This is a genomic window from Flavobacterium sp. DSR3-2, from assembly GCF_049896525.1.
Taxonomy (GTDB): Bacteria; Bacteroidota; Bacteroidia; order Flavobacteriales; family Flavobacteriaceae; genus Flavobacterium.
In genome coordinates, this window is sequence record NZ_JAFCUM010000002.1 from 400,150 (window position 1) to 423,427 (window position 23,278).

Here is a 23,278-nt window from a genome sequence, read left to right on the forward strand (position 1 = left end):
GAATTAAGAATAATGTGTTCTCTTAATTAAATTCTGATGGTTTAATTTTAAAAAAAATGAAAAAAATTCTCTACCTATTTCTGTTTTTTTCTTCATTCCTTCATGCTCATGTGATTGAAGTTGGCGCAAACAAACCGATAAAATCAATAAAAAAAGCCATTAATCTGGCTAAAATAGGTGACACGGTTTTAGTGCATAAAGGTGTGTATCGTGAAGGCAATATTGTTATTGATAAAAGAATCGTTTTTCTGGGTATAGGATATCCGGTTTTAGATGGACAAAAAAAGTATGAAGTACTTTCCATTAAAGCAGATAGTGTGGTTGTGCAAGGTTTCAAAGTGATAAAATCAGGGTATGCCTCACTCGAAGATCCCTGCGCAATTAAAGTGTACAATAAAAATCATGTCGTTATTCAGAACAATATTTTAGATGATAATTTCTTTGGAATTTATATTCAAAATGGTAAAAATTGCCTGATAAAAAATAATACAATTGTAGCGTACGGCAAAGAAGAACAGCAAATAGGTAACGGAATTCATTGTTGGAAAAGTGAGAATCTCCAAATTATCGCTAACACCATTTCTGGTCATCGGGATGGGATTTATTTTGAATTTGTTACCAATTCCCTTATCTGGAGGAATATTTCAACTAACAATATTCGTTATGGCTTGCATTTTATGTTCTCTAATGACGACGCGTATATTACCAATGTTTTTAAGAATAACGGCGCCGGCGTTGCGGTAATGTTTACCAAAAATGTCAAGATGTTCAATAATTATTTCGAAGAAAATTGGGGCGATGGCGCTTATGGATTATTCCTTAAGGAAATCACGGATAGTCATATCATTGGAAATAAATTTTCTAAAAACACTTCTGGAATTCACATGGAAGGAACCAATAGGATTCGGGTTGAAAAAAACGTATTTGAAGCCAACGGTTGGGCGATGAAAATTCAGGCCAGTTGCGTAGACAATGAAATCGTGAATAATAATTTTATTGGGAATACTTTTGATATGGGAACTAACGGAAGTTTAGTTTTAAACAAGTTTGATACCAATTATTGGGATAAGTACGAAGGATATGATTTAGACAAAAATGGTGTCGGCGATGTGCCGTATCATCCGTTGAGTTTATTCGCGGTTTTAGTTGAAAATAATCCCTCGGCGATGTTGTTGTTTCGGAGTTTCATGATCACACTTTTGGATAAATCCGAAAAAGTTTTGCCCAGCATAACTCCAGATAATTTTATAGACAATTCACCTCTAATGCATTCATTACCATTATGATTGAAATAAAAAATATATATAAAAAATTCGGAAAATTAGAGGTTTTAAACAACATTAATCTGTCCTTTACTAAAGGAGAATGCATTGCTTTAATTGGTCCGAATGGTTGTGGAAAAACGACTTTGATAAAAAGTATTTTGGGAATGGTTATTCCTTCTAAAGGCGATATTTTATTCAATGAAAAATCAATTTTAAAGGAATTTAAATATCGGGAACAAATAGGATACATGCCGCAAATAGGTCGTTATCCGGATTATATGACAGTAGGGCAAATCATCGAAATGATAAAGAAAATTCGAAATTCGGATCAGGTTTTAGATGAGGATTTAGTTCATGCATTTGAACTCGAAAAAATAGTTAATAAACAAATGAGGACACTTTCGGGCGGCACAACCCAAAAAGTAAGTGCTACATTGGCTTTTTTGTTTAATCCTGAGGTGTTAATTTTAGACGAACCTACAGCGGGTTTAGATCCATTGGCTTCCGAAATATTGAAAGAAAAAATTATAAAAGAAAAAGAAAAGGGAAAACTAATCTTGATTACTTCCCATCTTTTGAGCGAATTGGATGATTTGATTACTGAAATTATTTACATGCAAGACGGAACAGTACATTTTCATCAAACTATCGCGGATTTATTGGAATCAACAAACGAGCAAAAAATATCCAAAGCAATTGCTAAAATCTTAAAAAACAAAAGCAATGAACAGAATCATTAAAATCATTTTTATAGACATTCTGAAGAACAAAATTATACTGGCGTACACCCTTATTTTAGCTATTCTTTCATGGAGTTCATTCGGGCTTGAAGATAATTCTGCTAAAGGATTGCTTACCATTTTGAATATAATTTTATTCACGGTTCCTTTGGTTTCCATTCTTTTTGCCACGATTTATTTGTACAACAGTACGGAGTTTATTGAGCTTTTATTAAGCCAGCCCATTAAGCGCAAGAAAATATGGTTGAGTCTGTTTCTCGGACTTTCGTTAGCAATGGTTTTATCCTTTTTTATTGGTGCCGGAATTCCGCTTTTAATCAATGCGCCGGATAGCGTAGGCATTATGATGCTCGTTATAGGTTGTATGATTACGTTGGTCTTCGTGGCTTTGGCATTTTTAAGTTCAATACTGACCAGAGACAAAGCAAAAGGAATAGGGATTGCCATCATGGGCTGGTTGTATTTTGCACTGCTTTTTGATGGAATAATTTTGTATTTGTTGTTTCAATTTTCGGATTATCCAATTGAGAAAGCAATGATTGTTGTTACTGCGTTCAGTCCAATAGATTTAGCGAGAATTCAAATCTTGTTGCATCTGGATGTTTCGGCGATGATGGGATATACCGGAGCAATTTTCAAAGATTTTTTCGGGACATCTTTGGGATTGCTGCTTTCTTTCTCGTTGCTGTGTTTGTGGATTATTATCCCATTTTTCATTTCATTAATTAAATTTAAAAACAAAGATTTATAATGTTTAAAGAGATACTTCAAAAACTAGAAAATGCTGCTAATCCAGTGGCGCAAGTGGTTCAAAATACTTCTTGCAGTAAAGTAATGGTAATTGCTTTCAAAAAAGGAATGATTCTTAAGGAGCATAAAACGGATGTTCCTGCTAAATTATTAGTGATAAAAGGAAAGGTGATTTATAAAGAGGAGAATCAACAAAACGAACTCTTTCTTTATGACGAACAAGAAATTCAGGTAGCAGTTTTGCATTCCGTAGAAGCTTTGGAAGACAGTTTGTGTTTATTGTTTAAAGGCTAAAAAATCTAGAAATGAAAACAGATATTAAGAACAAAAACGACATTGAGAAACTGATAAACACTTTTTATGGTAAAATAAAAACAGATACTAAAATCGGTTATTTTTTTACGGACATTGCCAAGGTGAATTGGGATGATCACTTGCCAAAAATGTATGATTTCTGGGAAAATATTATGTTTTCAAAAGGAAATTATACAGGAAATCCGATGACTAAGCACAAAGAGTTGCATCAAAAAAGCGAAATGAAAGAAGCTCATTTCCACCATTGGAATGCCTTGTTCAATGAAACTGTTGATGAGTTATTCACAGGAGAAAAAGCAGAAGAAATCAAACAAAGAGCCATGAATATTTCGGCAGTATTGATGTACAAAACCATAGGATGAAAAGCATATAAAAAGCGTAAACTACTTAAGTTTACGCTTTTTTCAATCTGGCAAAATGAATTAATAATATTATTTCGGAAGTAAAACATCATTTATTACATGTATAATTCCGTTTGATGTTGGGATAGAAACGATTATTTCTGAGCCGTTTACAAATACTTTATCACCTACTTTGGTGATTTTTATTTTTCCGGCATTCACTTGTTCATATTCCTGACCGTCTTGCATGTACTCTGTTTTTAGATTTCCAACGTATGTGTGGTATTCTAATATGTTTTTCAAATCATCTTTTTTTCCAGGTGCTAATAATCCTTTAACGGTTCCCTTTGAAAGTTTATCAAAGGCAGCATTTGTTGGTGCAAAAACGGTAAACGGTCCGGCATTGCTCAATACATCCACTAATCCTGCTGCTTTTACGGCTGTTACAAGTGTGGAGTGATCTTTGCTTCCGGAAGCGGTCTGAACGATATTTGGATTAGAAGCTTCGTCAACCACGGCAGACTGTCCAAGACCTTGGGTTGCTGTGTTTTCTGTTGTTGTTTCAGATGGAGCTTCGCTATTTTGTTTACAACCAAAAATGGTAAAGAAACAAACTACAGCTACTAATTGAATTGATTTTTTCATAATAAAGGTTACTTTGGTTTTATACAGCAAAGTACTTCATTATCAATTGTTTATTATATGCGTTCAATCATAAAGGCGGATTGTTTTTAACTTTTTTGATGGAGAAATAAGTAGTAAATCCTATTCCTAAAAGCAAAAGTAAGGCGACAACGAAAAGAAGTTCATTCACATACGGAATAATAGTATAAGTGAACGATGCAAGACCTTGAATGGCGAGAACCAACTCGTTTAATAGAACACCAATGGAAAATAGAACCAAGCCAATTTTTATCTTTTTACTAATGAAAATCAAATGGCTGGCATAGATATAAAACAACAGGAACAACGTGATTACCGCCAATAGAACCAAGTGTAAATAGGCGATTACAATTGGCCTGAAACCAAAAGCAAGCTGGCTCAATGATGGTATTGTTGAACCCAATTGCAGAATGAATTTTATGCTTAATGCCAAACAGGAAAAAAGTAAAATATAGCGTAACAAAGGAGCGAAATTTTTCAAATACTCTTTTTTCGTTTGCATTAAAATGACAAGAAGTTTAAACCATGTAAAAACCTGAATTATTGCTGCAAAGACAGAGATTGCGTAAAGCCAAACGGGTAAATCCAACCAAAGTGTGGACAAAAAATAGGCAGGAATACAAGAAACAGCAAACAGCTTATAGGAAGTTTCGTAAAAGGAATGTTCTGATTTTTTTAGATTTAAAAAGCCAAAAAATAAACCCATACAACCAAAGAAAAACCAACCGTTATATTGAAAATGGAGAAAATAATAGATAGATGATAAGTACAAATCCTGAATGACATTTTTACTGGCCATCATATACGCCAAGTAAAAAGTCCCGAAAGAGGAAATAATATTAAAAAATAAGGCGGCCTTAAACCAGTTTATCGCAGCAAAATCAGCATCGATTTTTCTCAAGTCTTTGATGTAATAATAGCCAAAAACATAGGAAACCAAAATCGATGCCGTTGAGAAAAATATGGAAATCATTCCATATCCCTGAAAAATAAAGAAAATTAGCATCCCGTAAGAACAAATTAGATTGGCTATGAGTATTTTTCGGTATTTGTTTACGTAAAAGTCTGCGGTTTTATTTTGAAGATAATACACCATCAATGTCATCAAAGTGTGGGTGATCCATCCTGAAAATGCAAAATGGGAATGGGAATGTAATATGTTTTTTTGATTGAAATATGGGAATTCAAAACCAATTTTATAACGCATTAAAACGCCAAGAGCGGCAACTATACATAGATTTATCAAGGAAAATTTAAGCCAAAATTGGATGTTTAATTTCATTTTTTTTTAATAAAATATTTTGTGATTGATAATCTCAACTTTGTTGCACTCATTCATTTTTGAAAAAACCCGAATCACCGTTTCGACTCTCAAACCGGTAAAATTTGCAATTTCCTGTCGCGTGTACGGAATTAATACTCTACTTCCCTTACATTCTGATTTTCTTTTGTGTGTGTTCAAAAAGGCAAGAATTCGGAACTCCGGTTTCTGGTTGATGATCTCTTTTGAAGTATTGGATTTTGAGTGAATTTTATTGGCAAGTAAAATCAGAAATGATTTTTGAATCAAAGGATATTCATCAAGAATTTTTAAAAATTTATCTTTTGATAACTTCATGATAGTACAATCCTGAATGCAAACTGCTTTTGACGGATACGGTTGGTCAATAAATAATGGAGGTTCACCAAAACTCTCTCCTTTACAAAAAAGTCCTTGTGTAAACTCTTTTCCTTCGTCATTTGAGTTAAACATTCTCACGCTTCCATCAATAATCTGATAATAAAAATGAGCCACTTCATCTTCATTAAAAACGACTTCGTTTTTTTTGTATTTTTTAGCAACAGCACCCCAGGAAAAAAGTAAGTCTATGTCAATTTGCATAATTAAAGAGTAATTAGGAATGTTCTATTTTACAGATAATGTGTTGATTATTGCCGTTTTGTGTCAGTAAAGCTTTTATAAAATTAACAAAAAAAATAATAGGAAACTGTAAAATTTATTGAATTTAAAATAATTTTGAATAGTATCCAGAATGGCTAAGGTATTGCAAGAATGTATTGTATCGCATGATATTTATCAGTTTTTATGCGGTTTGTTTTCTCGACTTTTGTGGTTTATTTATTTAAATCATTTAGCATGACAACATTTAAACCACTCCATACATTTCATATTCCGGTGATGGGACTTGCGTATACGATTGATAGTCCGGTACGAGTTGCGAAGTATGGAATTTCGTCCGTGATTTCAATTATGGACGATGAACTTATCGAAAAAATGAATGCTTTTTACAGCAAAAAATTTGATTTGCCTTACCAGGAAATTACCCAAAAAATACATGATTATCGCGCAGAACGCATTACTTCTTATCTGAATCTGGTAGACAAAATCGTAAAGGAAAAATTCGATAATTTCAAAACGGAATTATCAGGAAGTAAATCAGCTTTGGAAAATTACATCGCTATGCTGCCCAACAAATCAGAGATTAAAGCAGGCTTGCAAAACTTGTTGGAGGACGGTTTTGCTTTCAAAGAAAATATCAAAAATTATCTGGAGAAGAATCTTTATCCGGGCGAAATTGATGTCAATATTATGACCAAATTGGATAAGGAAAATTTCATCAAAGATGAACAGTTGCCAATTATTTTTAATGATGCACATGCTGCGCTTCGTGGGTTTGTCAACAGTACATTAGAATCTTCAGTAGTTTTATCGGCGGGGATGAATCCAAGATTATACAGTTATTTCGAAAGTTTTTCGGCTTTCTTCCCTGATTCGAATAACTCTCTGAAAAAGAAAATTACGCTGAAAGTGAGTGACTTTCGTTCGGCGATGATTCAAGGAAATTTTTTAGCTAAAAAAGGACTTTGGGTTTCTGAATATCGAATCGAATCCGGACTAAATTGTGGCGGACATGCTTTTGCAACCGAAGGCTTTTTGTTAGGACCGATTCTAGAAGAATTCAAACAGAAAAAAGAGCAATTGATTCAATCTGCACATGAGTTGATGGTGAAAGCGTTGGGACAAAAAGAAATGCATGTTCCAGAAAAGCCTTTGGATTTAAAAATCACGGTTCAAGGCGGCGTAGGCACCGCTGAGGAACACGATTTTCTATTGGACCACTATGATGTGGATTCTGTGGGTTGGGGTTCTCCTTTTTTATTGGTTCCTGAAGCCACTTCGGTAGATAAACACACGAGATCATTATTGGCGGGAGCCAAAGAAGATGATCTGTATTTAAGCCATATTTCGCCTTTGGGAGTTCCTTTCAACACATTGCGTGGAACGACAAATGAAAAATTGAAATTGAAACGAATTGAGGAAAGCAAAGCAGGAAGTTCGTGTCCAAAACGATTTTTGGCGTTAAGTAAGGAATACGATGTAAAAGGAATTTGTACGTCTTCGAAGAAATACCAAGACTTGAAACTGGATGAATTGCTGCTTGAAAAAGATATTTTAACTGCTGAAGTTTTCGAAAAAAAGAAAACTAGTATTACGGAGAAAGCCTGTCTTTGTGTGGGTTTAGCCAATGCTTCGTATCTTGAAAATGACATTGAAATAAAAGGTCAGGCGCAGGGTGTAATCATTTGCCCTGGACCCAATATGGCTTATTTTGATAAAGAAGTTTCACTCTCGAAAATGGTGCAGCATATTTATGGAAACGCATCGGTGTTGACGGTTACCAATCGACCAAATCTATTTGTGAAAGAGTTAAAAATGTATTTGGATTATCTGAAAAATGAAATTTCAGCGGTTACAGAAGAAATCACTGTGGGACAAATTAAGAAATGGAATTCGTTCAAAAATAATTTGCTACTAGGAATCGGATATTATGAAGATTTATTTTCAACAACTCCTTTTTTCGAAAGTACTAAAAATGAGATTTTCAATCAATTCGATATTTATAAAAACGAACTGATTGCTTTTGAGATCCCAGAATTAAAATTGGCATAAGAAAAAATCGGCTTGACTAATTTTCAAGCCGATTTTTTTATTTTTTAGTAGCCTGTTTAAAATTTAAAATAGCTGTTAGTTTGGAATAATTTTTTTAGAATGTTACTGCTTTTTAGAGTTGAAAAAATGATTTCTATATTTCTTATAAAGCATTGATTTTCATAAAACCACCACGGTTATCCTCGCGTTCAATGGAGTGCTGCACAATTAAATGCCCAATTGTAATCATGTTCAGTAATTCGAACAACGCAAAACTAATTTGATGGGTTTTACAAATTTCTTCCATTTCATTTTTCCAATGTAAAAGCTGTTCTTTGGCTTTCGGTAAATCCAATTCATTTCGCACAATTCCTGCATTCTGACGCATCAAAAGCTGTAATTTGGCTTTCATTTTAGCCAGATAATTTGAAGTGATTTCAGGTTGTTCAGCGGATTTCCAATTTGAAATGATCCCATTAAATGCACTATTTTCAATAGAAACATGGGACAAATAAGCATAAATTTTGTCGGAATATACGAGCGCTTCCAACAAGGAATTGGAGGCTAATCTATTGGCGCCATGCAAGCCGGTTCGGGAACATTCGCCACAGGCAAATAAATTTTCTATAGATGTTTTCCCGTTTTTATCAACTGTAATTCCGCCACACAAATAATGCTGTGCGGGAACCACGGGAATCCAGTCTTTTGCAATATCAATCCCAATGCTTTTGCAACGCTCATAAATCATAGGAAAGTGCTTGATAAAAGCGTCTAAGTCCAGATGGGTACAATCTAAATAAACGCAATCATCTCCTGATTTTTTTAGTTCCACATCAATGCTTTGCGAAACGATATCTCTGGATGCTAATTCCCCTCTTTCATCATAATTCATCATAAACCGAAGTCCTTTTTGGGTACGCAAATACGCTCCAAAACCTCTAACCGCCTCCGAAATTAAAAATTTAGATCCTGCTGAAGCATCATATAAAGCGGTAGGATGAAATTGAATAAACTCCATGTCTTTGATGGCGGCATTTGCACGAAAAGCCATGGCGATACCATCTCCGGTTGCTATAACCGGATTGGTCGTATGACCGTAAAGATGACCTATTCCACCTGTGGCCAGTACTGTAAAATCAGATTGGAATGTGATAACTTCTCTTGTTTTTTCATGCAATGCATAAGCGCCAAAACAGTGATTGTTTTGGGTTATCAAATCAAGTGCAAAATAATGGTTCAGAACGGTTATGTTTTCTTTTTGATGCACTTGCTCTAAAATGGCACGCTCAATTTCATAACCCGTTTGGTCTTTATGATGTACCACTCTGTTGCGTGAATGGCCGCCTTCTTTGCCTAAATCAAAACTTCCTTTTGCCGTTTTATCAAATTTGGCACCCCACGCTATAAGTTCTTTCAATCGTTTCGGGCCTTCGGTGACTACCATTTTGACGACATCAACATCACACAAACCGTCTCCACAAATGAGGGTGTCGTCAATGTGTTTTTGATAAGAATCCTCGGTTTCGTCAGTGACAATCGCAATCCCGCCTTGAGCATATTTTGTATTGGATTCATCTTCGTTCGACTTGGTAATTATGGTGATTTTTCTATCGGGAAATCGTTCTGCAATTTTTATGGCAAAAGTCAATCCTGCCACGCCAGAACCAATGATTAAGTAATTTGTTGCAATCATTATTTTGATAATTCAAGCATTCGTTCGATGGGAACTAAGGCTTTTTTTCTAATATTTTCAGGGATATTAATTTCCGGACTTTCATTAATCAAGCAATCATATACTTTTTGTAATGTATTCATTTTCATGTAGCCGCATTCGCTGCAAGCGCAGGTATTATCTTCTTTTGAAGGAGCCGGAATCAAAATTTTATGCGGTACTTCCTGTTGCATTTTATGTAAAATTCCCGCTTCGGTAGCCACAATAAATTGATTGTTCGGATTTGTTTTTACATAATTAATCATCCCGGCTGTTGAACCAATATAGCTTGCTGTTTGCAGAATATGTGTTTCTGATTCTGGATGTGCAATTATCTTTGCATCAGGATATTGTTTATGGACTTCGATTAATTTATCTAGCGAAAAAGCTTCATGTACCACACAGGAACCGTCCCATAGCAGCATGTCTCTTCCTGTTTTGCTGATAATGTATTTTCCTAAATTCTTATCCGGGGCAAAAATAATGGACGTTTCTTTGGGAATGGATTCTACTATTTTTAAAGCATTTGATGAGGTGCATACAATATCACTCAACGCTTTTATTTCGGCAGAACAATTCACGTAAGTGATGACAATGTGATCGGGATGTTTATCAATGAATTTTTTGAATAAATCTGGTGGACACGATTCTGCCAATGAGCAACCTGCTTTCAAATCGGGCAGAATTACTTTCTTTGTCGGGTTTAATATTTTGGCAGTTTCGGCCATAAAATGTACGCCGGCAAAAAGGATAATATCGGCATCCACTTTCATGGCTTCTTGTGATAATCCCAAGCTGTCACCCACATAATCCGCAATATCCTGAATATCGGCTTCTTGATAGTAATGGGCTAAAATAACCGCATTTTTCTCTTTTTTCAATTCCAATATGCGCTCTTTAAGATTTTTCATTAGTTAAGTTTTAAAAAAAAACATCATTTGTCATGAATTTCCACTTCAAATTTAGGAAGCAGATTTTATAGTTCATTACACTGGAACAATTTCGTTTTGCTGTTGGAGTGTAGTTTTTAAGTCTGTTATAAAAGCCATCAAATGGTCTATTTCGACATGATCCATAATAACAATTTTGTACCATTGATTATTTTCGTCGTGTTTTTGGGGAACCAAATCGAATTTTTTTACCAATTCTGGTGTAATATATTCGGCTTGAATGGTTGCAATATTCATAAAAGGTTCTCTGAAATAGTTCACGTGTAATGCATCCAACTGTTCACACAGCCACTCTGTTCTCATTTGTAAAATGCGAATTTTTTCACACCATCCAAAAGGGCCATACGTAAATAAAATCATCCAAACCGCTACTGCATTTGCACCAGAACGGCTTCCGCAGAGCGTCAAATCCATTCCTTCGACATATTCAGCTTCTTTTGTCAAAACATTTTCGATTAATCCTTTTCGACAAATAAAAACTCCTGTCCCATAAGGAGCCTGAAGCATTTTGTGCGCATCAATGGTTATGGAACTGATTTTTGGGTTTTCAAAGTTGATTTCGGAGGCTTTGTTGCTAAACGGATATACAAAACCACCATAAGCGGCATCAATATGTAATTTGTATTTTAAGTCGTGTTTTTCGAGGTTTTCAATATAATCATTCGGGTTATCGATCGCGCCAAACATTGTAGTTCCCATATTAGCAACTACGATAAAATATTTTTTTCCTCGTTTTTTAGCATTGATAATGATGTTTTCTAGCGCGAATATGTCAATAGTGCGATTTTCAAAATCAACAGGAATTTTTAACCAATCCAGCATCAATACATTGGCCGCTTTCGGAATGGAATAATGGGTATCTTCTGAAGCTATTATAGCAATTTCGGACAGACTGGAATTCAGTTTGTTCATGAAATAGTTGCGATACATCCAAATGGCCTGAATATTCGCTTCGGTTCCACCAGGAGCAATATAACCGTCAAAGGAATTTGGTTCAGCTTTAAAAACATCAACGGCAAGCACATTCAAAACCTCCCGTTCTATTTCCTGTGTTCCTCTAAAAGCTTTTTCAGAAGTGCCAAAAGTATGGCAGCCAATATGATTGGGATTGGCAACATAGGTTTGTAAAATGGGCGCATCTTTTAGAAATTGAGCTTCTTCATTGAATACTTTTCCATCTAACTTGGATGCAGGATACCCCAAAGAGGCATCATGAGAGAAATTCACATTCTCGCCTAATGCTTTTTGAATGCGAATTTGCCTTTCTGTTGGGGTGATTTTTTTCCAGAATTGCATGATTACTTTTTTTACCAAAGCTACATGCTAAAAAAATCAGAAAATATGATAAATGTTAGGTTTTGGTTTTAAAAAACAGAAATTTTATAAGCGTAATTTTGATTGTGTGGATTCAGGAAATTGCGCAAAGCTAGAGATATTTTTGCAGCGTTAACGAGAAAATTATTTAGAAGGAAACTTTGCGGAGCTGGTTTTTGATTTGCCAGTAAAGAGCTTTTTTATTTTAAAAGTATAAAAATAATAACTTTAATTATTTGTTGTTGTGGCTGATGTTTGCGGACACGGATCGCAAATCCGCGCTTTCAAATCCGTGACATCGGGATTTATGATTCGTGCCTATAAAAAGTCTTTTTATTATTTATACTGTTAATTGATAAAATGAAAGTAAAAATACATTAGAACAAATGGAATTATTATGTAGAATATTTGCCAAGTAATTGCTATTTTTTTTGATGCATTTGATATAATGATTTGTAAAATTCCAATCAAGCAAAAAAGAACATAAATGTAAGTTGGCCATGCATTTCCGACAAACATTAAAACATTAAAAATCACTCCAACTATCAATATGAAAACACCAAAATAGTGAAGGAATAAATTTCTGTTTTTCATCTTTCAATTCTTTAAGTTTCGAGAACTAATGGTAGATACTATTTCTGTTTTACAAGTAATTTGAGATTTAAATTAAGCCTAAAACTTCCAAGCTTACTAAACATTTTTATAAAAAAATTACTTTTGGTTAATACCGCAAAAAAGTATCGCCTGATTTTATTCCCATTGCTAATTCTTCCAGGTTGGTGTTTTCGAGCATGAAAGCCAATTCATTTTTGATAGACTTGAATTTATCGTGAACCGGACAAGGGTGATCTTCGGAGCAGTGACTTAATCCTAAACCGCAACCGGTAAAAACGCGATCTCCATCTAATGACGTTACAATTTGGGATAGTTTTATTTGGCTCATGGTTTCTTTTGGGATTTCAAATCCGCCACCAACACCTTTTATAGAACGGATGATATTAGCCTTGGATAATATCTGTAAAATTTTGGCAGTAAAAGCCTCGGGAGAATCTATTTTTTTTGCAATATCTCTAAGCCCAACTCTATTATTTTGATAGGATTCGGATGCTATAAAAATGGTGGCCCGAATTCCGTATTCACAGGTTTTAGAAAACATAGTTGTTTTTTTACAAATTTAGAGAAATACTTGCTATTCCTTTTGAATATCCTTTATTTTTTGGGTTGGCTATTTTTTTAAATCCAAAAAGGATCATCGTTATTCTCTGTAAAAGATTCTTCAGTATGAATTTCTTTAATTTTAGCCAATTGGTCTTGGGTGGCTATTTTTTGAATTTCAACAAATAAAATGCGTTCCTCAAAACGAATGTGTGCTTCCAATTCTTCTTCAATGAGTACTAAAGACTTTTCTACATTGGTAGTTTGCTTGAATAAGCGTTTCAAACGACGATGTTCCGTCAACGATCTTTTTACAAGATCATTTTCTGCATTTAAAATAGGAAAGACGTATTTTTCTTCCAATTCGAAATGCGGTTTCAAATGCGTTTTGTAAAACCAGTGTGAATATTTTTTGATGCGATCGGGTTCAATTTGCTTTGAAAAACCCGTTCGTATTTTCCAACACAATTGCAAGCCATGGTGATGATCGTGACTTAAAGGTTGTAATTCCGGAGCTCTTTTTAATGGTTTATTTGACATCATAAGGTATAAATTTAAAACCCGCCAAAACGGATGTAAGAGCCAAAAATGAGCATCAATACACCAATTGTCGTAACGGATAGTATGTGAAAAGCCATTTCAGGCAACTTGTCTGGATTATTTTTAAGTTTGGGAATTACCCTAAACTGTGCGCTCAAGGCGAAGGCTACAGTCAAAAACAATAAAAGTAATTTTGTTGAAATTACTTTCTCAACAGGAGTGGCAAATTGGAACCAATAATCGATACTAACGCCATATTTGTAGGCCATTAAAATTCCGGTAACGATCAGTAAAACCAGTGCTGTCATTCCTACAGGCTCATACTTTTTTTCGTAATTTACAATAATGCTCGGGTCTTTCTCTGTAAGGGCTTGTGGCAAATGACCAAAGACCAGCAACAAATGGCCGCCCACCCAAACTGTGGCACTTAAAAGATGGATAATTAACAAAAAATGATGGCTCATGTAAAATTTTATTTGTTTTTAAAGATACGCTTTTGTCAGCAACTTTACTTTAGAATCAACCTCTAAAATGTACTTTAATGCGTCCGGTAGAAAAATGTTCCTTTTCCAATTCCCTAACAGAATAGCCCAATTTTTCTAACGTTGTTGCTCCATTTACAAAATGCTGTATGTAATAATTTCCCTGATAGTTTTGCTGCTCTAAATACTGTATTATGGCTTTAATGTGGTTCTTATCTATCAAATCTGAATGTACCGTGGTGCGAACTTCAAACGGAAGCCCACTTTCTACTAATAAACGCAACGATTTTTCAAAAGGCAGAAAAAGATTGGACTGCGTTATTTTTTCAAAATGAGCGGGCATGGCTTTAAAATCCAGCGCCACATAATCGATCAATTGATTTTTAAGTAATTGTTGCAAAACTTCAGGTCGTGAGCCATTGGTGTCAATTTTTACTAAAAAACCCATTTTTTTAACTTCGGTTATGAGTTGAATGCTGTTTTTATGCAATAAACATTCGCCTCCGCTAAAAACCACCGCGTCTAGCAAATTTTTTCTGAAATGAAGAAAAGTGAGCGCTTTTTCGAATGAAATTGTTCCTTTTCCAAGCACAATTTCAGGATTGTAGCAATACAAACAACGCATATTACAGCCTGCAAACCAAAGAATGCAAGCTGATTTATGCGCATAATCTAATAAAGTAAAAGGCGTTATGCTGTAAATGGGGTTACTAACATTTTCCTTCACTGAAATGAGTTCGCTGTTTGTGTTCTCCTTTTTTTCCAATATTGAAACTTTCTACGGGTCTGTGATAGCCCATTACTCTTGTGTACACTAAACATTTGGTTCTCAAATGTTGGTTTTGTTGTAAAATCGGGTTGGTTTCTGTTTTCATATTTTTAAAGGTTTAAAGTTAAAATTGTATAAAGTCAAAAAAGTCATATGCTATAAATTTCAAGTTGGTTTCTCAACAGGTCAAACGCATTAAATATCTGAACCACATAGAAACATAGAATTTAATTTTTGATTTAAATGGGTTCCGAACAGTCGAAATTTAGGTGACATAGAAAAAAGCAAATGCTTTTTTTCCTATTGTAAACTCTTATCACCGTCAAAATTTATTTTTACAGGAATAAACACTATGTTTCTATGTGGTTTAAACTTCAATTTATTTTAAAACGTTTGCCCTGAGTTACTCAACTTTAAACTTTTTTCTTCAATTAAAGCGTCATCGCATTTTGGGCAATATTCGTGTTCACCATTTAAATATCCATGAACCGGACACACACTAAACACTGGCGTAACGGTGATGTAAGGCAATTTGAAATTAGATATTACTTTCTTAACAAACTGTTTGCAGGCTTCCGGCGAACTGATTTTTTCACTCATATACAAGTGTAAAACCGTTCCTCCAGTATATTTGCATTGCAATTCATCTTGCAAAAACAACGCTTCAAAAGGGTCTTCGGTGTGATCTACCGGAATCTGGGAACTGTTGGTGTAATAAATATTGTCGCCCTGTCCTGCTTGTATAATGTTTGGAAAACGTTTTTTGTCTTCCTTGGCAAATCGGTAGGTGGTACCTTCAGCCGGTGTGGCTTCCAAATTGTATAAATTCCCGGTTTCTTCTTGGAATTCTTTCATTCGATTCCGAATATGTTCCAAGATTTCTGATGCAAATTCGATTCCTGACGATGAAGTAATAGCGTCTTGTTTTCCGGTAAAATTTGCAATCATTTCGTTCATTCCGTTTACACCAATAGTCGAAAAATGATTTCTGAAATGTTGTAAATACCGTTTGGTGTACGGATACAAACCACGATCGTACATTTCTTGGATAAACACTCTTTTTTTCTCCAAAGTAGATTTAGAAATATATAATAACCGATCTAATTGTTTGAATAATTCTTGTTTGTTTCCTTTGAATAAATAACCCAAACGCGCCATATTAATGGTCACGACACCAATGCTTCCAGTCATTTCCGCACTTCCAAAAAGTCCGTTTCCACGTTTTAACAGTTCTCTTAAATCGAGTTGTAAACGACAGCACATGCTGCGAACGGCATTGGGTTTATACGCGTTTTCGTTTTCTGTTTTATTGCCATTTTCATCCAAAATATATTGACTTCCAATGAAGTTCTGGAAATAGGATGAACCGATTTTGGCTGTGTTTTCAAAAAGCAAATCTGTATTTTCGCCATCCCAATCAAATTCTTCGGTAATGTTTACTGTTGGAATAGGGAAGGTGAACGGCTGTCCGTTAGCGTCGCCTTCGGTCATTACGGTGTAATACGCTTTGTTGATGAGGTTCATTTCCTTTTGAAAATGCTCGTAACGCAATTCGGTTACTTTTGTAACACCTCTTTCCCTGGCTCGCAATAAGAGATCATAATCAAAATTATTTTCGAAAAAATGAAAATCATTTTTCGTTGGAATTTGGGTTTTCAAATCATCGGGAACAACCCAGTCCAAAGTAATATTTGTGAAAGGCGATTGTCCCCAACGCGCCGGAACATTCAAATTGTAAACAAAACTGCGAACGGCTTTCAAGACATCCTCAAAAGACAAATCATCTTTGAAAACATAAGGCGCCAAATAGGTATCAAACGAACTGAAGGCTTGCGCTCCGGCCCATTCGCTTTGTAAAATCCCAAGGAAATTTGCCATTTGTCCCAAAGCTTCTCTGAAATGCGAAGGCGCTTTGCTTTCCACGCGTCCGCGAACGCCATTAAAACCATCGTTGAGCAGCACCCGCAGGCTCCAACCGGCGCAATAGCCGGTCAAACAATCCAAATCGTGAATATGAATATCGCCATTGCGATGCGCATAACCCTCTTCTTTTGTATATACCTTGTCGAGCCAATAATTCGCAATGATTTTTCCGGCAACATTGTTGACCAATCCCGCATTAGAGTAGGAGGTATTGGCATTGGCATTGATACGCCAATCCGTTTGTTCAATGTATTCTTCGATGGTTTGCGTGCTGTCAATATAAGTGGTGTCTTCGTTCAACCCATTCACATGTTCGCGTTGCAATTTGCGAGTATGTCTAAACAACATAAAGGAACGCATGACTTCGAAATATTGTTTTTCAAAAAGATTTTTCTCGATTAAATCCTGAATTTCCTCAACGGCCCAGGTTTCTTTGGATTGTAAATCCTGAATAATTTTTTCGAAAATAATTTCATCAAATGCTATGGAAACACTCTGAAAGCTTTTTTCAATTGCGTCTTTTATTTTGAAAAGCTCAAAAGGTTTGTATTCGCCGTTTCTTTTGATAACATATTTTTCCATAGCACGTGATGATTTTAAATTATAGAATTGGAGTGTATTTTATTCTTGTTCGGAGAATTGTTTTTCTAAAAGCATCGCGCTTGGAAACAAAATGTTGTTTTCCAAATGAATGTGTTTGTGTAAATCCTGCTCAAAATCAGCTAGCATCGCATAAGTCACGCGGAACGTACTGCACCCATCGGCCGGTGGCGTATAATTATTGGTTAGTGCTGCTATTTTAACAAAACGATCGCCTTCGGTTTCATGCTCTTGCATCATCATGGCAATTGGGTTTTTAACTGTTCCAAATTGTGGTTTCGCAATTTGTTCCTCTGCAAGCGCTGCTTTTGCCATTTTTTTGATAAAAGGAAACAGCATCAGTTCTTCTTTTTTCATGTGTTGCGCTAATTCGCCTGCACAACCAATAAAGAGTTCATTGATTTCGAATAATTCAGGATGATTTGCGCCATGTACTTTGCACAGTTTGTCTAAAAAAGGTAGTAAAATTTGCGTTTTTTCTTCTACATAACGGTGATGCGTTTTCTCAATATAATCGGCCAATAAGTCCAAAGGCCATGTTTTAAAATCAATGACACTGTCATTTTTGGTTGCCAAAACCGTATTTATCTGATCCATTAATTGATCCGTATCAACGCCTTTTTTTTCGCAAGCTTCCTCGATTGTTCTATTGCCTTTGCAACAGAAATCTATTCCGTATTTTGAAAATATTGCTGCGGTTCTAAAATCTTTTGCAACGTATTCTCCAATTGTTATTTTTTCTAAAGTTTCCATAAGATCTGTTTTCGATTAAAATTTATTTATACAAAAATAATCATTATTTTTAATAAAAGACAAATTTATCCTTAATTAATTTTTTAAATTAATTTTGTTTATAAAGTACTAATTATAAGGCGTATGTATTTTTTTAAAATCTTTTTTAATGAATATTAATGTTATAATTTAAAAAATAATAAAAAGATGATTTATATCATGTTTTAGCTTTTTTTAAAGTCATTAATTTGCAACAAACAAATAAAAGACACTTTTGTCTTTTATTAGAATTAGAGTAAATTTATTAACAAACAAAAACAAATACTTATGCTTTCAAAATCACAGGCAAGAGCATTTTTTTTAGGAGGAACATTAGTCACCTTTTTAATCTTTATAGGACTGACTATTTATTCGTTCATGCCAAGGAATGATCAAACAAACTACAGTAAGATTACAAAAGAAGTAGTGAGAGGAAAAGAAATTTGGGAGACCAACAATTGTATGGGCTGTCATACTATTATGGGCGAAGGAGGCTATTATGCTCCCGAGTTAACAAAAGTAATGGAGCGACGCGGCGAAGGGTATATCAAAGCGGTTTTGATGTCGCCAATTCCTTGGGCACCAAACGGGCGAAAAATGGTGGCTTATAAAATGAATGAAGCGGATGCCAATGCCATGGTTGCCTATTTCGAATGGATTGGAAAATTAGATTTAAATGGTTTCGACCGCATCGTTTCCCCTTTAGCTAAAGAAAATAATTAAAATTTTTAAAAATGAAATATAAATCACAGAAAGTAGCCTACTGGTTTTTTGCATTGTGCATGCTTTTGTTCTCGCTGCAAATTGTCTATGGCTTTATCATGGGCTTTGACCGAATAGGAATTCAAGGATTGCATGAAATTATTCCTTTTAACGTGGCACGAGCGGTGCATACTAATTTATTGGTGGTATGGTTGTTAACCGGTTTTATGGGTGCGGCATATTACATTATTCCCGAAGAAGCGCAACGCGAATTAATAAGCGTGAAATGGGCTTATGTACAACTGATTTCCTTAGCCATTGTTGGCGTTGTTACTATAATTGGTTTTCATTTCAACCATTGGGAAGGAAGAAAATTTCTTGAAATTCCAAGAGAATTAGACTATTTGGTAGTCATAAATGTACTGTTGTTCTTATTCATAATTTTGGGTACACTTTATAAAGGAAAACGACAAACTACCACGGCTTTGGTACTAACAATGGGATTGTTTTTTGCAGCCCTGCTTTACATACCCGGAATGATTTGGTTTGACAGCCAGGTAATGGACTCTTTTTTCCGTTGGTGGGTGGTTCACTTGTGGGTTGAAGGTGTTTGGGAATTAATTATGGGAGGTATTTTATCTTTCTTATTGATTAAGTTGACTGGAGTGGACAGAGAAGTTATCGAAAAATGGTTGTATGTAATTGTTGGTCTTACCTTTCTTTCCGGAGTTTTGGGAACTGGGCATCACTACTACTACATTGGAGTAAATAAAATTTGGTTGATCGTTGGTGGAATTTTCTCTGCCTTGGAACCTTTAGCCTTCTTAGCGATGGCATTATTTGCTGTGAACATGTACAGAAAAGGGGAAAAAAGCCATCCGAACAAAATTGCTTTATTTTGGACAATCGGTTCAGCTATCGTTTCTTTTGTAGGTGCTGGATTACTTGGTTTTGCACATACATTGCCACAAACAAACTTGTATACGCATGGAACTTTAGTAACTGCAATGCACGCTCATTATGCATTCTGGGGCGCTTATGCGATGATTGTTCTAGCGATGATTAGTTATGCTTTACCCAATTTAACGGGGCGTAAACGTTACGAAAGCGCACAAGGTATGATGGCTTTTTGGTTATCGAATATTGGAATCTTGGGGATGACGGTAGCTTTTGGTGTTGCAGGAGTTGCTCAAGTGTATATGGAGCGAAAAATGAAAATGGATTTCATGGTTGTTCAAAGCGAAATCAGTATTCATTTTGTAGTGCTTCTTATTTGTGCTACCATGTTTACAATAGGAATTGGTCTGTTTATTTTTGATTTTATTAAATACGGAAGACCTACAGATGAAGCTCTTGAAGCAGACAATCAAGGGCATAAAGTAGATGGATATAAAATCGATGGTCATATAATTGAAAATCTAACAGGAACAAGTGAGAAAAAAGGAAAAACAGTGATTTAAAACTGAAACCTTTTTTGTGTAACGGAATACTTAAAATAAAATTTCCAGAATGCTTTAACCACCGTTTTTTAGAATTGCATTTCCGAAAAAAACAATAGTTATCGTGTTCTGGTTTTTTTCTAAAATAATAAAAATGTTAGTAAATATCCCATATTATCACGCGGTAGGCAAAGAAAAAGAGGTCTTTGAACACGCCTATAAAAACAAAATTCCTTTCCTGTTGAAAGGACCAACCGGAACCGGAAAATCTCGTTTTGTGGAATACATGGCACATCAATTGGATAAAAAAATCATCACGATTAGTTGTCACGAAGAAACGTCATCAACGGATTTAATTGGACGATTTATCATTAAAGGTGCCGAAACAGTTTGGCTGGATGGACCATTGACCACTGCCGTAAAAGAAGGAGCCATTATTTATTTGGATGAAATCGCCGAAGCGCGACCAGATGTTATTGTAGCCATCCACTCCCTGACGGATCATAGAAGGGAGTTATTCATAGACAAATTAGGCGAAACCGTAAAAGCACATGACGATTTTATGTTGGTTGCTTCTTTTAATCCCGGTTATCAAAGAGGTTTTAAAGAACTAAAACCATCAACTCGTCAGCGATTTATTGCCGTTTCTTTTGAATATCCGGAAACGAAAATTGAAATTGAAATTTTGGTAAAAGAAACGAATGTGGATCCTGATGTTGCCAAAAAACTGGTAGCCATTGGAAACAAAATCAGAAACCTAACCGAATTGGGGTTGACAGAAACCGTTTCGACCCGACTTTTAGTGGATGCCGCTAAAATTATTCATTCTGGTCTTCCAAAACGATTGTCGGTTCATGTGGCGATTGTAGAACCGTTAACCGATGATTTACAAACGGTGGAAGCATTGAAGGATTTATGTGATTTGATGATATAGAAAAAAGTGGTCAGTGTTCAGTTTTTTAATGTTCAGTCGCATGGATGATTAAATAAGTGTTCCATTGATGAGAAAGCTGCTTTTACTTTAATCAAAATATAAATAAAGACTAAAAATGAATACTATTACTGAGCAGTGAAGATTAAATTATGGTTCACTAATATAACTGATCACTAAAAACTGATCACTGAACACTAAGAAAAGATGGGTTTCGAAATAGACGAATATATAGTTGGGAAGTTATTCAGACACTTAAAAAAAAGTAAAAAGATTCATCCCGAAATTATTGCAAGAACTGTAACGCTTAATGACATAAAACCTCGATTGACTATTTTGGCTCGTGCTTTGACGGGGAAATCAATCGAAATTTTCCCTGCCGAAAGAGAAGGAGGATATAAAAATAATAATTTTTTTCTTCCAATTTCTTTTTCCAAATTGTCAACAAAAAAAGAGAACCTTACTTTTTATCTTTTTAGAATTTTGTACCTGAGCGTACAGCAGCGGTTGAATTTGAATTGGACTTTTGAAGATAAAGACCAACCTTTAGCACTTTCTCAACAAAAAGCATTTGAAACATCAGAAGCTATTTTAGCCATTTTGTTTGAAGAATTTTCTATCGATAAAAGATTTCATACCGAAACAAAATTGCATTTTATTCAGAAAGAGAACGGGAAAAATGCTCCTGATTTTTCTTGGCTGTATGGCAAATGGATGCAAAATGAAACAGAAAAAAACAGCAACACCATTCTCGAAAATTTCTCTGATAAAACTAAAAAAGCAAATGAAAATCAGGCTTTAACTACTTTAAAAACAAAAGCGGTAGAAGAAGTGATTACTGTTGAGATCGATAAAAAACAACAGGAAGATTATGTTCTGCTTCACAATTTCGAAAAAGTGGAAACTGCCGAAGAATTCAATGGAACCTGGCGTGACTTTGATGGTTCTGACGAATTGGAAGAGCATCAGGAAGCATTGGAAGAGTTGAATATGAAATACACGGTTCGGGTAGATGATACGGCACATTCCGTATATCAATCTGATTTTATTGAGAATACTTCCATCTCCGAAAGTGCCGAAATTGATGCTAAAGGATTCCATCTTACGTATAACGAATGGGATTTTAGTAAGCGTATTTATAAGGAGAATTTCTGTAAAGTATATCCGAAATCACAACAGAAAACGGATCCTAATTACTATAAAAAGACCATTGCAAAAAATGCTTCGACTTTATTGGGTTTGCGAAAAATGCTGACCAATGTCAATAACAGAATGCAGCAGCAAAAACGCCAGACACAAGGAAATGAATTTGATATTGATGCCATTACGGATTTGTATATTGATGTTCATTCGAAACGGACACCTTCGGAAAATATATACATTTCAAATCGGAAAAAAGAGAAGGATTTATCGATTTTAATCCTTTTGGATATCAGTCTTTCCAGTGATGGATATGCCGCAGGAAATCGTGTGATTGATGTGGAGAAAGAAGTTTCTATTCTTTTTGGAGAAATCTTAAACGAGTTCAATATCGATTTTTCCATTGACAGTTTTTACTCCAAAACCCGCAATTTTTCGACCTATTTAACGGTAAAGGATTTTGATGAAAACTGGAACATCGCTAAACATAAAATTGGAGCGATGGAACCAAATGGTTATACAAGAATTGGAGCCGCTTTACGTCACGCCGGTGCAAGACTTGATAAAAGAAACACAAAAAATAAATGGGTCATCCTGATTTCTGACGGAAAACCCAATGATTACGATAAATACGAAGGAAAATACGGCATCAATGATGTGAAACAAGCACTTCGGGAACTCAACAACAGGAATATTAATTCCTATGCTTTGGCTATTGAAGCTCAGGCAAAATATTATCTGCCGCAAATGTTCGGGCAAAATCATTATCAAATTCTAACTACACCAGTAGAACTATTGCGATCCTTAGTGCAATTGTACGAAAAAATTAAACATCAAAAATAAATA

The 23,278-nt window shown here is 35.0% G+C and carries 23 protein-coding genes; 10 read left to right on the top strand and 13 right to left on the bottom strand.

Annotated elements, in window-relative coordinates:
- The first annotated feature begins 56 nt into the window (after positions 1-56).
- Genes ACP7AV_RS05280 through ACP7AV_RS05300 form a run of 5 tightly spaced genes read left to right on the top strand, consistent with a single transcriptional unit; the run spans position 57 to position 3,432 of the window.
- Positions 57-1,286 carry a nitrous oxide reductase family maturation protein NosD gene (locus ACP7AV_RS05280; protein ID WP_426091046.1) on the top strand — a complete coding sequence of 410 codons (1,230 nt, stop codon included), beginning with the start codon at positions 57-59 and terminating at the stop codon, positions 1,284-1,286.
- On the top strand, positions 1,283-2,005 hold the full coding sequence (locus ACP7AV_RS05285) for an ABC transporter ATP-binding protein (protein ID WP_426091047.1): 723 nt from the start codon (positions 1,283-1,285) through the stop codon (positions 2,003-2,005). Before ACP7AV_RS05280 ends, ACP7AV_RS05285 begins: the two co-directional genes overlap by 4 nt.
- On the top strand, positions 1,989-2,756 hold the full coding sequence (locus ACP7AV_RS05290; RefSeq protein ID WP_426091048.1) for an ABC transporter permease subunit: 768 nt from the start codon (positions 1,989-1,991) through the stop codon (positions 2,754-2,756). The genes ACP7AV_RS05285 and ACP7AV_RS05290 overlap by 17 nt, the downstream gene beginning before the upstream one ends.
- Positions 2,756-3,049 (top strand): hypothetical protein, encoded by a 294-nt coding sequence (locus tag ACP7AV_RS05295; RefSeq protein WP_426091049.1) that lies wholly within the window; start codon positions 2,756-2,758, stop codon positions 3,047-3,049. The genes ACP7AV_RS05290 and ACP7AV_RS05295 overlap by 1 nt, the downstream gene beginning before the upstream one ends.
- Before the next feature lie 11 nt (positions 3,050-3,060).
- Positions 3,061-3,432: a group III truncated hemoglobin gene (locus ACP7AV_RS05300; RefSeq protein ID WP_426091050.1), complete on the top strand. Its 372-nt coding sequence runs from the start codon at positions 3,061-3,063 to the stop codon at positions 3,430-3,432.
- A 69-nt stretch (positions 3,433-3,501) separates the two neighbouring features.
- On the opposite strand, the gene ACP7AV_RS05305 is transcribed toward ACP7AV_RS05300, so the two are convergent.
- From ACP7AV_RS05305 to ACP7AV_RS05315, 3 genes are all read right to left on the bottom strand, one after another.
- Positions 3,502-4,056, bottom strand: coding sequence for a fasciclin domain-containing protein (locus ACP7AV_RS05305; RefSeq protein ID WP_426091051.1), 555 nt, complete (start codon positions 4,054-4,056; stop codon positions 3,502-3,504).
- Positions 4,057-4,123: 67 nt separating this feature from the next.
- Positions 4,124-5,356, bottom strand: a complete 1,233-nt coding sequence (locus tag ACP7AV_RS05310; protein WP_426091052.1) for a hypothetical protein — start codon at positions 5,354-5,356, stop codon at positions 4,124-4,126.
- Between the two features lie 6 nt (positions 5,357-5,362).
- Positions 5,363-5,956, bottom strand: a complete 594-nt coding sequence (locus tag ACP7AV_RS05315) for a Crp/Fnr family transcriptional regulator (protein WP_426091053.1) — start codon at positions 5,954-5,956, stop codon at positions 5,363-5,365.
- A gap of 255 nt (positions 5,957-6,211) precedes the next feature.
- On the opposite strand from ACP7AV_RS05315, the gene ACP7AV_RS05320 reads away from it, so the two are divergent.
- A complete protein-coding gene (locus tag ACP7AV_RS05320; protein ID WP_426091054.1) occupies positions 6,212-8,026 on the top strand; it encodes a hypothetical protein in 1,815 nt (604 codons plus the stop codon).
- A 142-nt stretch (positions 8,027-8,168) separates the two neighbouring features.
- Here the strand turns inward: ACP7AV_RS05320 and nadB are convergent, their stop codons facing one another.
- From nadB to ric, 10 genes are all read right to left on the bottom strand, one after another.
- Positions 8,169-9,698: an L-aspartate oxidase gene (nadB, locus tag ACP7AV_RS05325; protein WP_426091055.1), complete on the bottom strand. Its 1,530-nt coding sequence runs from the start codon at positions 9,696-9,698 to the stop codon at positions 8,169-8,171.
- The gene (gene nadA / locus ACP7AV_RS05330) at positions 9,698-10,627 is read right to left on the bottom strand and encodes a quinolinate synthase NadA (RefSeq protein WP_426091056.1); all 930 of its coding nucleotides are present in this window, start codon (positions 10,625-10,627) and stop codon (positions 9,698-9,700) included. The genes nadB and nadA overlap by 1 nt, the downstream gene beginning before the upstream one ends.
- A 75-nt stretch (positions 10,628-10,702) precedes the next feature.
- Entirely contained in the window at positions 10,703-11,962 is a 1,260-nt protein-coding gene (locus tag ACP7AV_RS05335) for a pyridoxal phosphate-dependent decarboxylase family protein (RefSeq protein ID WP_426091057.1), read from the bottom strand.
- Positions 11,963-12,701: 739 nt separating this feature from the next.
- The gene (locus ACP7AV_RS05340) at positions 12,702-13,136 is read right to left on the bottom strand and encodes an RrF2 family transcriptional regulator (RefSeq protein WP_426064086.1); all 435 of its coding nucleotides are present in this window, start codon (positions 13,134-13,136) and stop codon (positions 12,702-12,704) included.
- A gap of 77 nt (positions 13,137-13,213) precedes the next feature.
- Positions 13,214-13,678, bottom strand: coding sequence for a hemerythrin domain-containing protein (locus tag ACP7AV_RS05345; protein ID WP_426064085.1), 465 nt, complete (start codon positions 13,676-13,678; stop codon positions 13,214-13,216).
- Positions 13,679-13,689: 11 nt separating this feature from the next.
- Complete coding sequence (locus tag ACP7AV_RS05350) at positions 13,690-14,139, bottom strand: CopD family protein (protein ID WP_426091058.1); 450 nt, start codon at positions 14,137-14,139, stop codon at positions 13,690-13,692.
- A 55-nt stretch (positions 14,140-14,194) separates the two neighbouring features.
- Positions 14,195-14,884 (bottom strand): anaerobic ribonucleoside-triphosphate reductase activating protein, encoded by a 690-nt coding sequence (locus ACP7AV_RS05355; RefSeq protein WP_426091059.1) that lies wholly within the window; start codon positions 14,882-14,884, stop codon positions 14,195-14,197.
- On the bottom strand, positions 14,868-15,032 hold the full coding sequence (gene nrdD, locus ACP7AV_RS05360) for an anaerobic ribonucleoside-triphosphate reductase (protein ID WP_426091060.1): 165 nt from the start codon (positions 15,030-15,032) through the stop codon (positions 14,868-14,870). The genes ACP7AV_RS05355 and nrdD overlap by 17 nt, the downstream gene beginning before the upstream one ends.
- A gap of 278 nt (positions 15,033-15,310) precedes the next feature.
- Entirely contained in the window at positions 15,311-17,431 is a 2,121-nt protein-coding gene (locus ACP7AV_RS05365; RefSeq protein ID WP_426091061.1) for a ribonucleoside triphosphate reductase, read from the bottom strand.
- A 39-nt stretch (positions 17,432-17,470) separates the two neighbouring features.
- On the bottom strand, positions 17,471-18,202 hold the full coding sequence (ric, locus tag ACP7AV_RS05370; RefSeq protein WP_426091062.1) for an iron-sulfur cluster repair di-iron protein: 732 nt from the start codon (positions 18,200-18,202) through the stop codon (positions 17,471-17,473).
- Between the two features lie 306 nt (positions 18,203-18,508).
- On the opposite strand from ric, the gene ACP7AV_RS05375 reads away from it, so the two are divergent.
- The 4 genes from ACP7AV_RS05375 to ACP7AV_RS05390 all read left to right on the top strand — a co-directional run bounded on the left by ACP7AV_RS05375 (position 18,509) and on the right by ACP7AV_RS05390 (position 23,275).
- A complete protein-coding gene (locus tag ACP7AV_RS05375; RefSeq protein ID WP_426064080.1) occupies positions 18,509-18,943 on the top strand; it encodes a c-type cytochrome in 435 nt (144 codons plus the stop codon).
- An 11-nt stretch (positions 18,944-18,954) separates the two neighbouring features.
- Complete coding sequence (locus ACP7AV_RS05380) at positions 18,955-20,382, top strand: cbb3-type cytochrome c oxidase subunit I (RefSeq protein ID WP_426064079.1); 1,428 nt, start codon at positions 18,955-18,957, stop codon at positions 20,380-20,382.
- A gap of 133 nt (positions 20,383-20,515) precedes the next feature.
- Positions 20,516-21,295, top strand: coding sequence for a CbbQ/NirQ/NorQ/GpvN family protein (locus ACP7AV_RS05385; protein WP_426091063.1), 780 nt, complete (start codon positions 20,516-20,518; stop codon positions 21,293-21,295).
- Positions 21,296-21,499: 204 nt separating this feature from the next.
- Positions 21,500-23,275 carry a nitric oxide reductase activation protein NorD gene (locus tag ACP7AV_RS05390; protein ID WP_426091064.1) on the top strand — a complete coding sequence of 592 codons (1,776 nt, stop codon included), beginning with the start codon at positions 21,500-21,502 and terminating at the stop codon, positions 23,273-23,275.
- The last annotated feature ends 3 nt before the right edge of the window (positions 23,276-23,278 follow it).

Bases quoted from the DNA above. Each gene is read 5' to 3' on its own strand.
- ACP7AV_RS05280 (WP_426091046.1), top strand. From the start codon at position 57: ATGAAAAAAATTCTCTACCTATTTCTGTTTTTTTCTTCATTCCTTCAT.
- ACP7AV_RS05285 (WP_426091047.1), top strand. From the start codon at position 1,283: ATGATTGAAATAAAAAATATATATAAAAAATTCGGAAAATTAGAGGTT.
- ACP7AV_RS05290 (WP_426091048.1), top strand. From the start codon at position 1,989: ATGAACAGAATCATTAAAATCATTTTTATAGACATTCTGAAGAACAAA.
- ACP7AV_RS05295 (WP_426091049.1), top strand. From the start codon at position 2,756: ATGTTTAAAGAGATACTTCAAAAACTAGAAAATGCTGCTAATCCAGTG.
- ACP7AV_RS05300 (WP_426091050.1), top strand. From the start codon at position 3,061: ATGAAAACAGATATTAAGAACAAAAACGACATTGAGAAACTGATAAAC.
- ACP7AV_RS05305 (WP_426091051.1), bottom strand. From the start codon at position 4,056: ATGAAAAAATCAATTCAATTAGTAGCTGTAGTTTGTTTCTTTACCATT.
- ACP7AV_RS05310 (WP_426091052.1), bottom strand. From the start codon at position 5,356: ATGAAATTAAACATCCAATTTTGGCTTAAATTTTCCTTGATAAATCTA.
- ACP7AV_RS05315 (WP_426091053.1), bottom strand. From the start codon at position 5,956: ATGCAAATTGACATAGACTTACTTTTTTCCTGGGGTGCTGTTGCTAAA.
- ACP7AV_RS05320 (WP_426091054.1), top strand. From the start codon at position 6,212: ATGACAACATTTAAACCACTCCATACATTTCATATTCCGGTGATGGGA.
- nadB (WP_426091055.1), bottom strand. From the start codon at position 9,698: ATGATTGCAACAAATTACTTAATCATTGGTTCTGGCGTGGCAGGATTG.
- nadA (WP_426091056.1), bottom strand. From the start codon at position 10,627: ATGAAAAATCTTAAAGAGCGCATATTGGAATTGAAAAAAGAGAAAAAT.
- ACP7AV_RS05335 (WP_426091057.1), bottom strand. From the start codon at position 11,962: ATGCAATTCTGGAAAAAAATCACCCCAACAGAAAGGCAAATTCGCATT.
- ACP7AV_RS05340 (WP_426064086.1), bottom strand. From the start codon at position 13,136: ATGTTTTCTAAAACCTGTGAATACGGAATTCGGGCCACCATTTTTATA.
- ACP7AV_RS05345 (WP_426064085.1), bottom strand. From the start codon at position 13,678: ATGATGTCAAATAAACCATTAAAAAGAGCTCCGGAATTACAACCTTTA.
- ACP7AV_RS05350 (WP_426091058.1), bottom strand. From the start codon at position 14,139: ATGAGCCATCATTTTTTGTTAATTATCCATCTTTTAAGTGCCACAGTT.
- nrdD (WP_426091060.1), bottom strand. From the start codon at position 15,032: ATGAAAACAGAAACCAACCCGATTTTACAACAAAACCAACATTTGAGA.
- ACP7AV_RS05365 (WP_426091061.1), bottom strand. From the start codon at position 17,431: ATGGAAAAATATGTTATCAAAAGAAACGGCGAATACAAACCTTTTGAG.
- ric (WP_426091062.1), bottom strand. From the start codon at position 18,202: ATGGAAACTTTAGAAAAAATAACAATTGGAGAATACGTTGCAAAAGAT.
- ACP7AV_RS05375 (WP_426064080.1), top strand. From the start codon at position 18,509: ATGCTTTCAAAATCACAGGCAAGAGCATTTTTTTTAGGAGGAACATTA.
- ACP7AV_RS05380 (WP_426064079.1), top strand. From the start codon at position 18,955: ATGAAATATAAATCACAGAAAGTAGCCTACTGGTTTTTTGCATTGTGC.
- ACP7AV_RS05385 (WP_426091063.1), top strand. From the start codon at position 20,516: ATGTTAGTAAATATCCCATATTATCACGCGGTAGGCAAAGAAAAAGAG.
- ACP7AV_RS05390 (WP_426091064.1), top strand. From the start codon at position 21,500: ATGGGTTTCGAAATAGACGAATATATAGTTGGGAAGTTATTCAGACAC.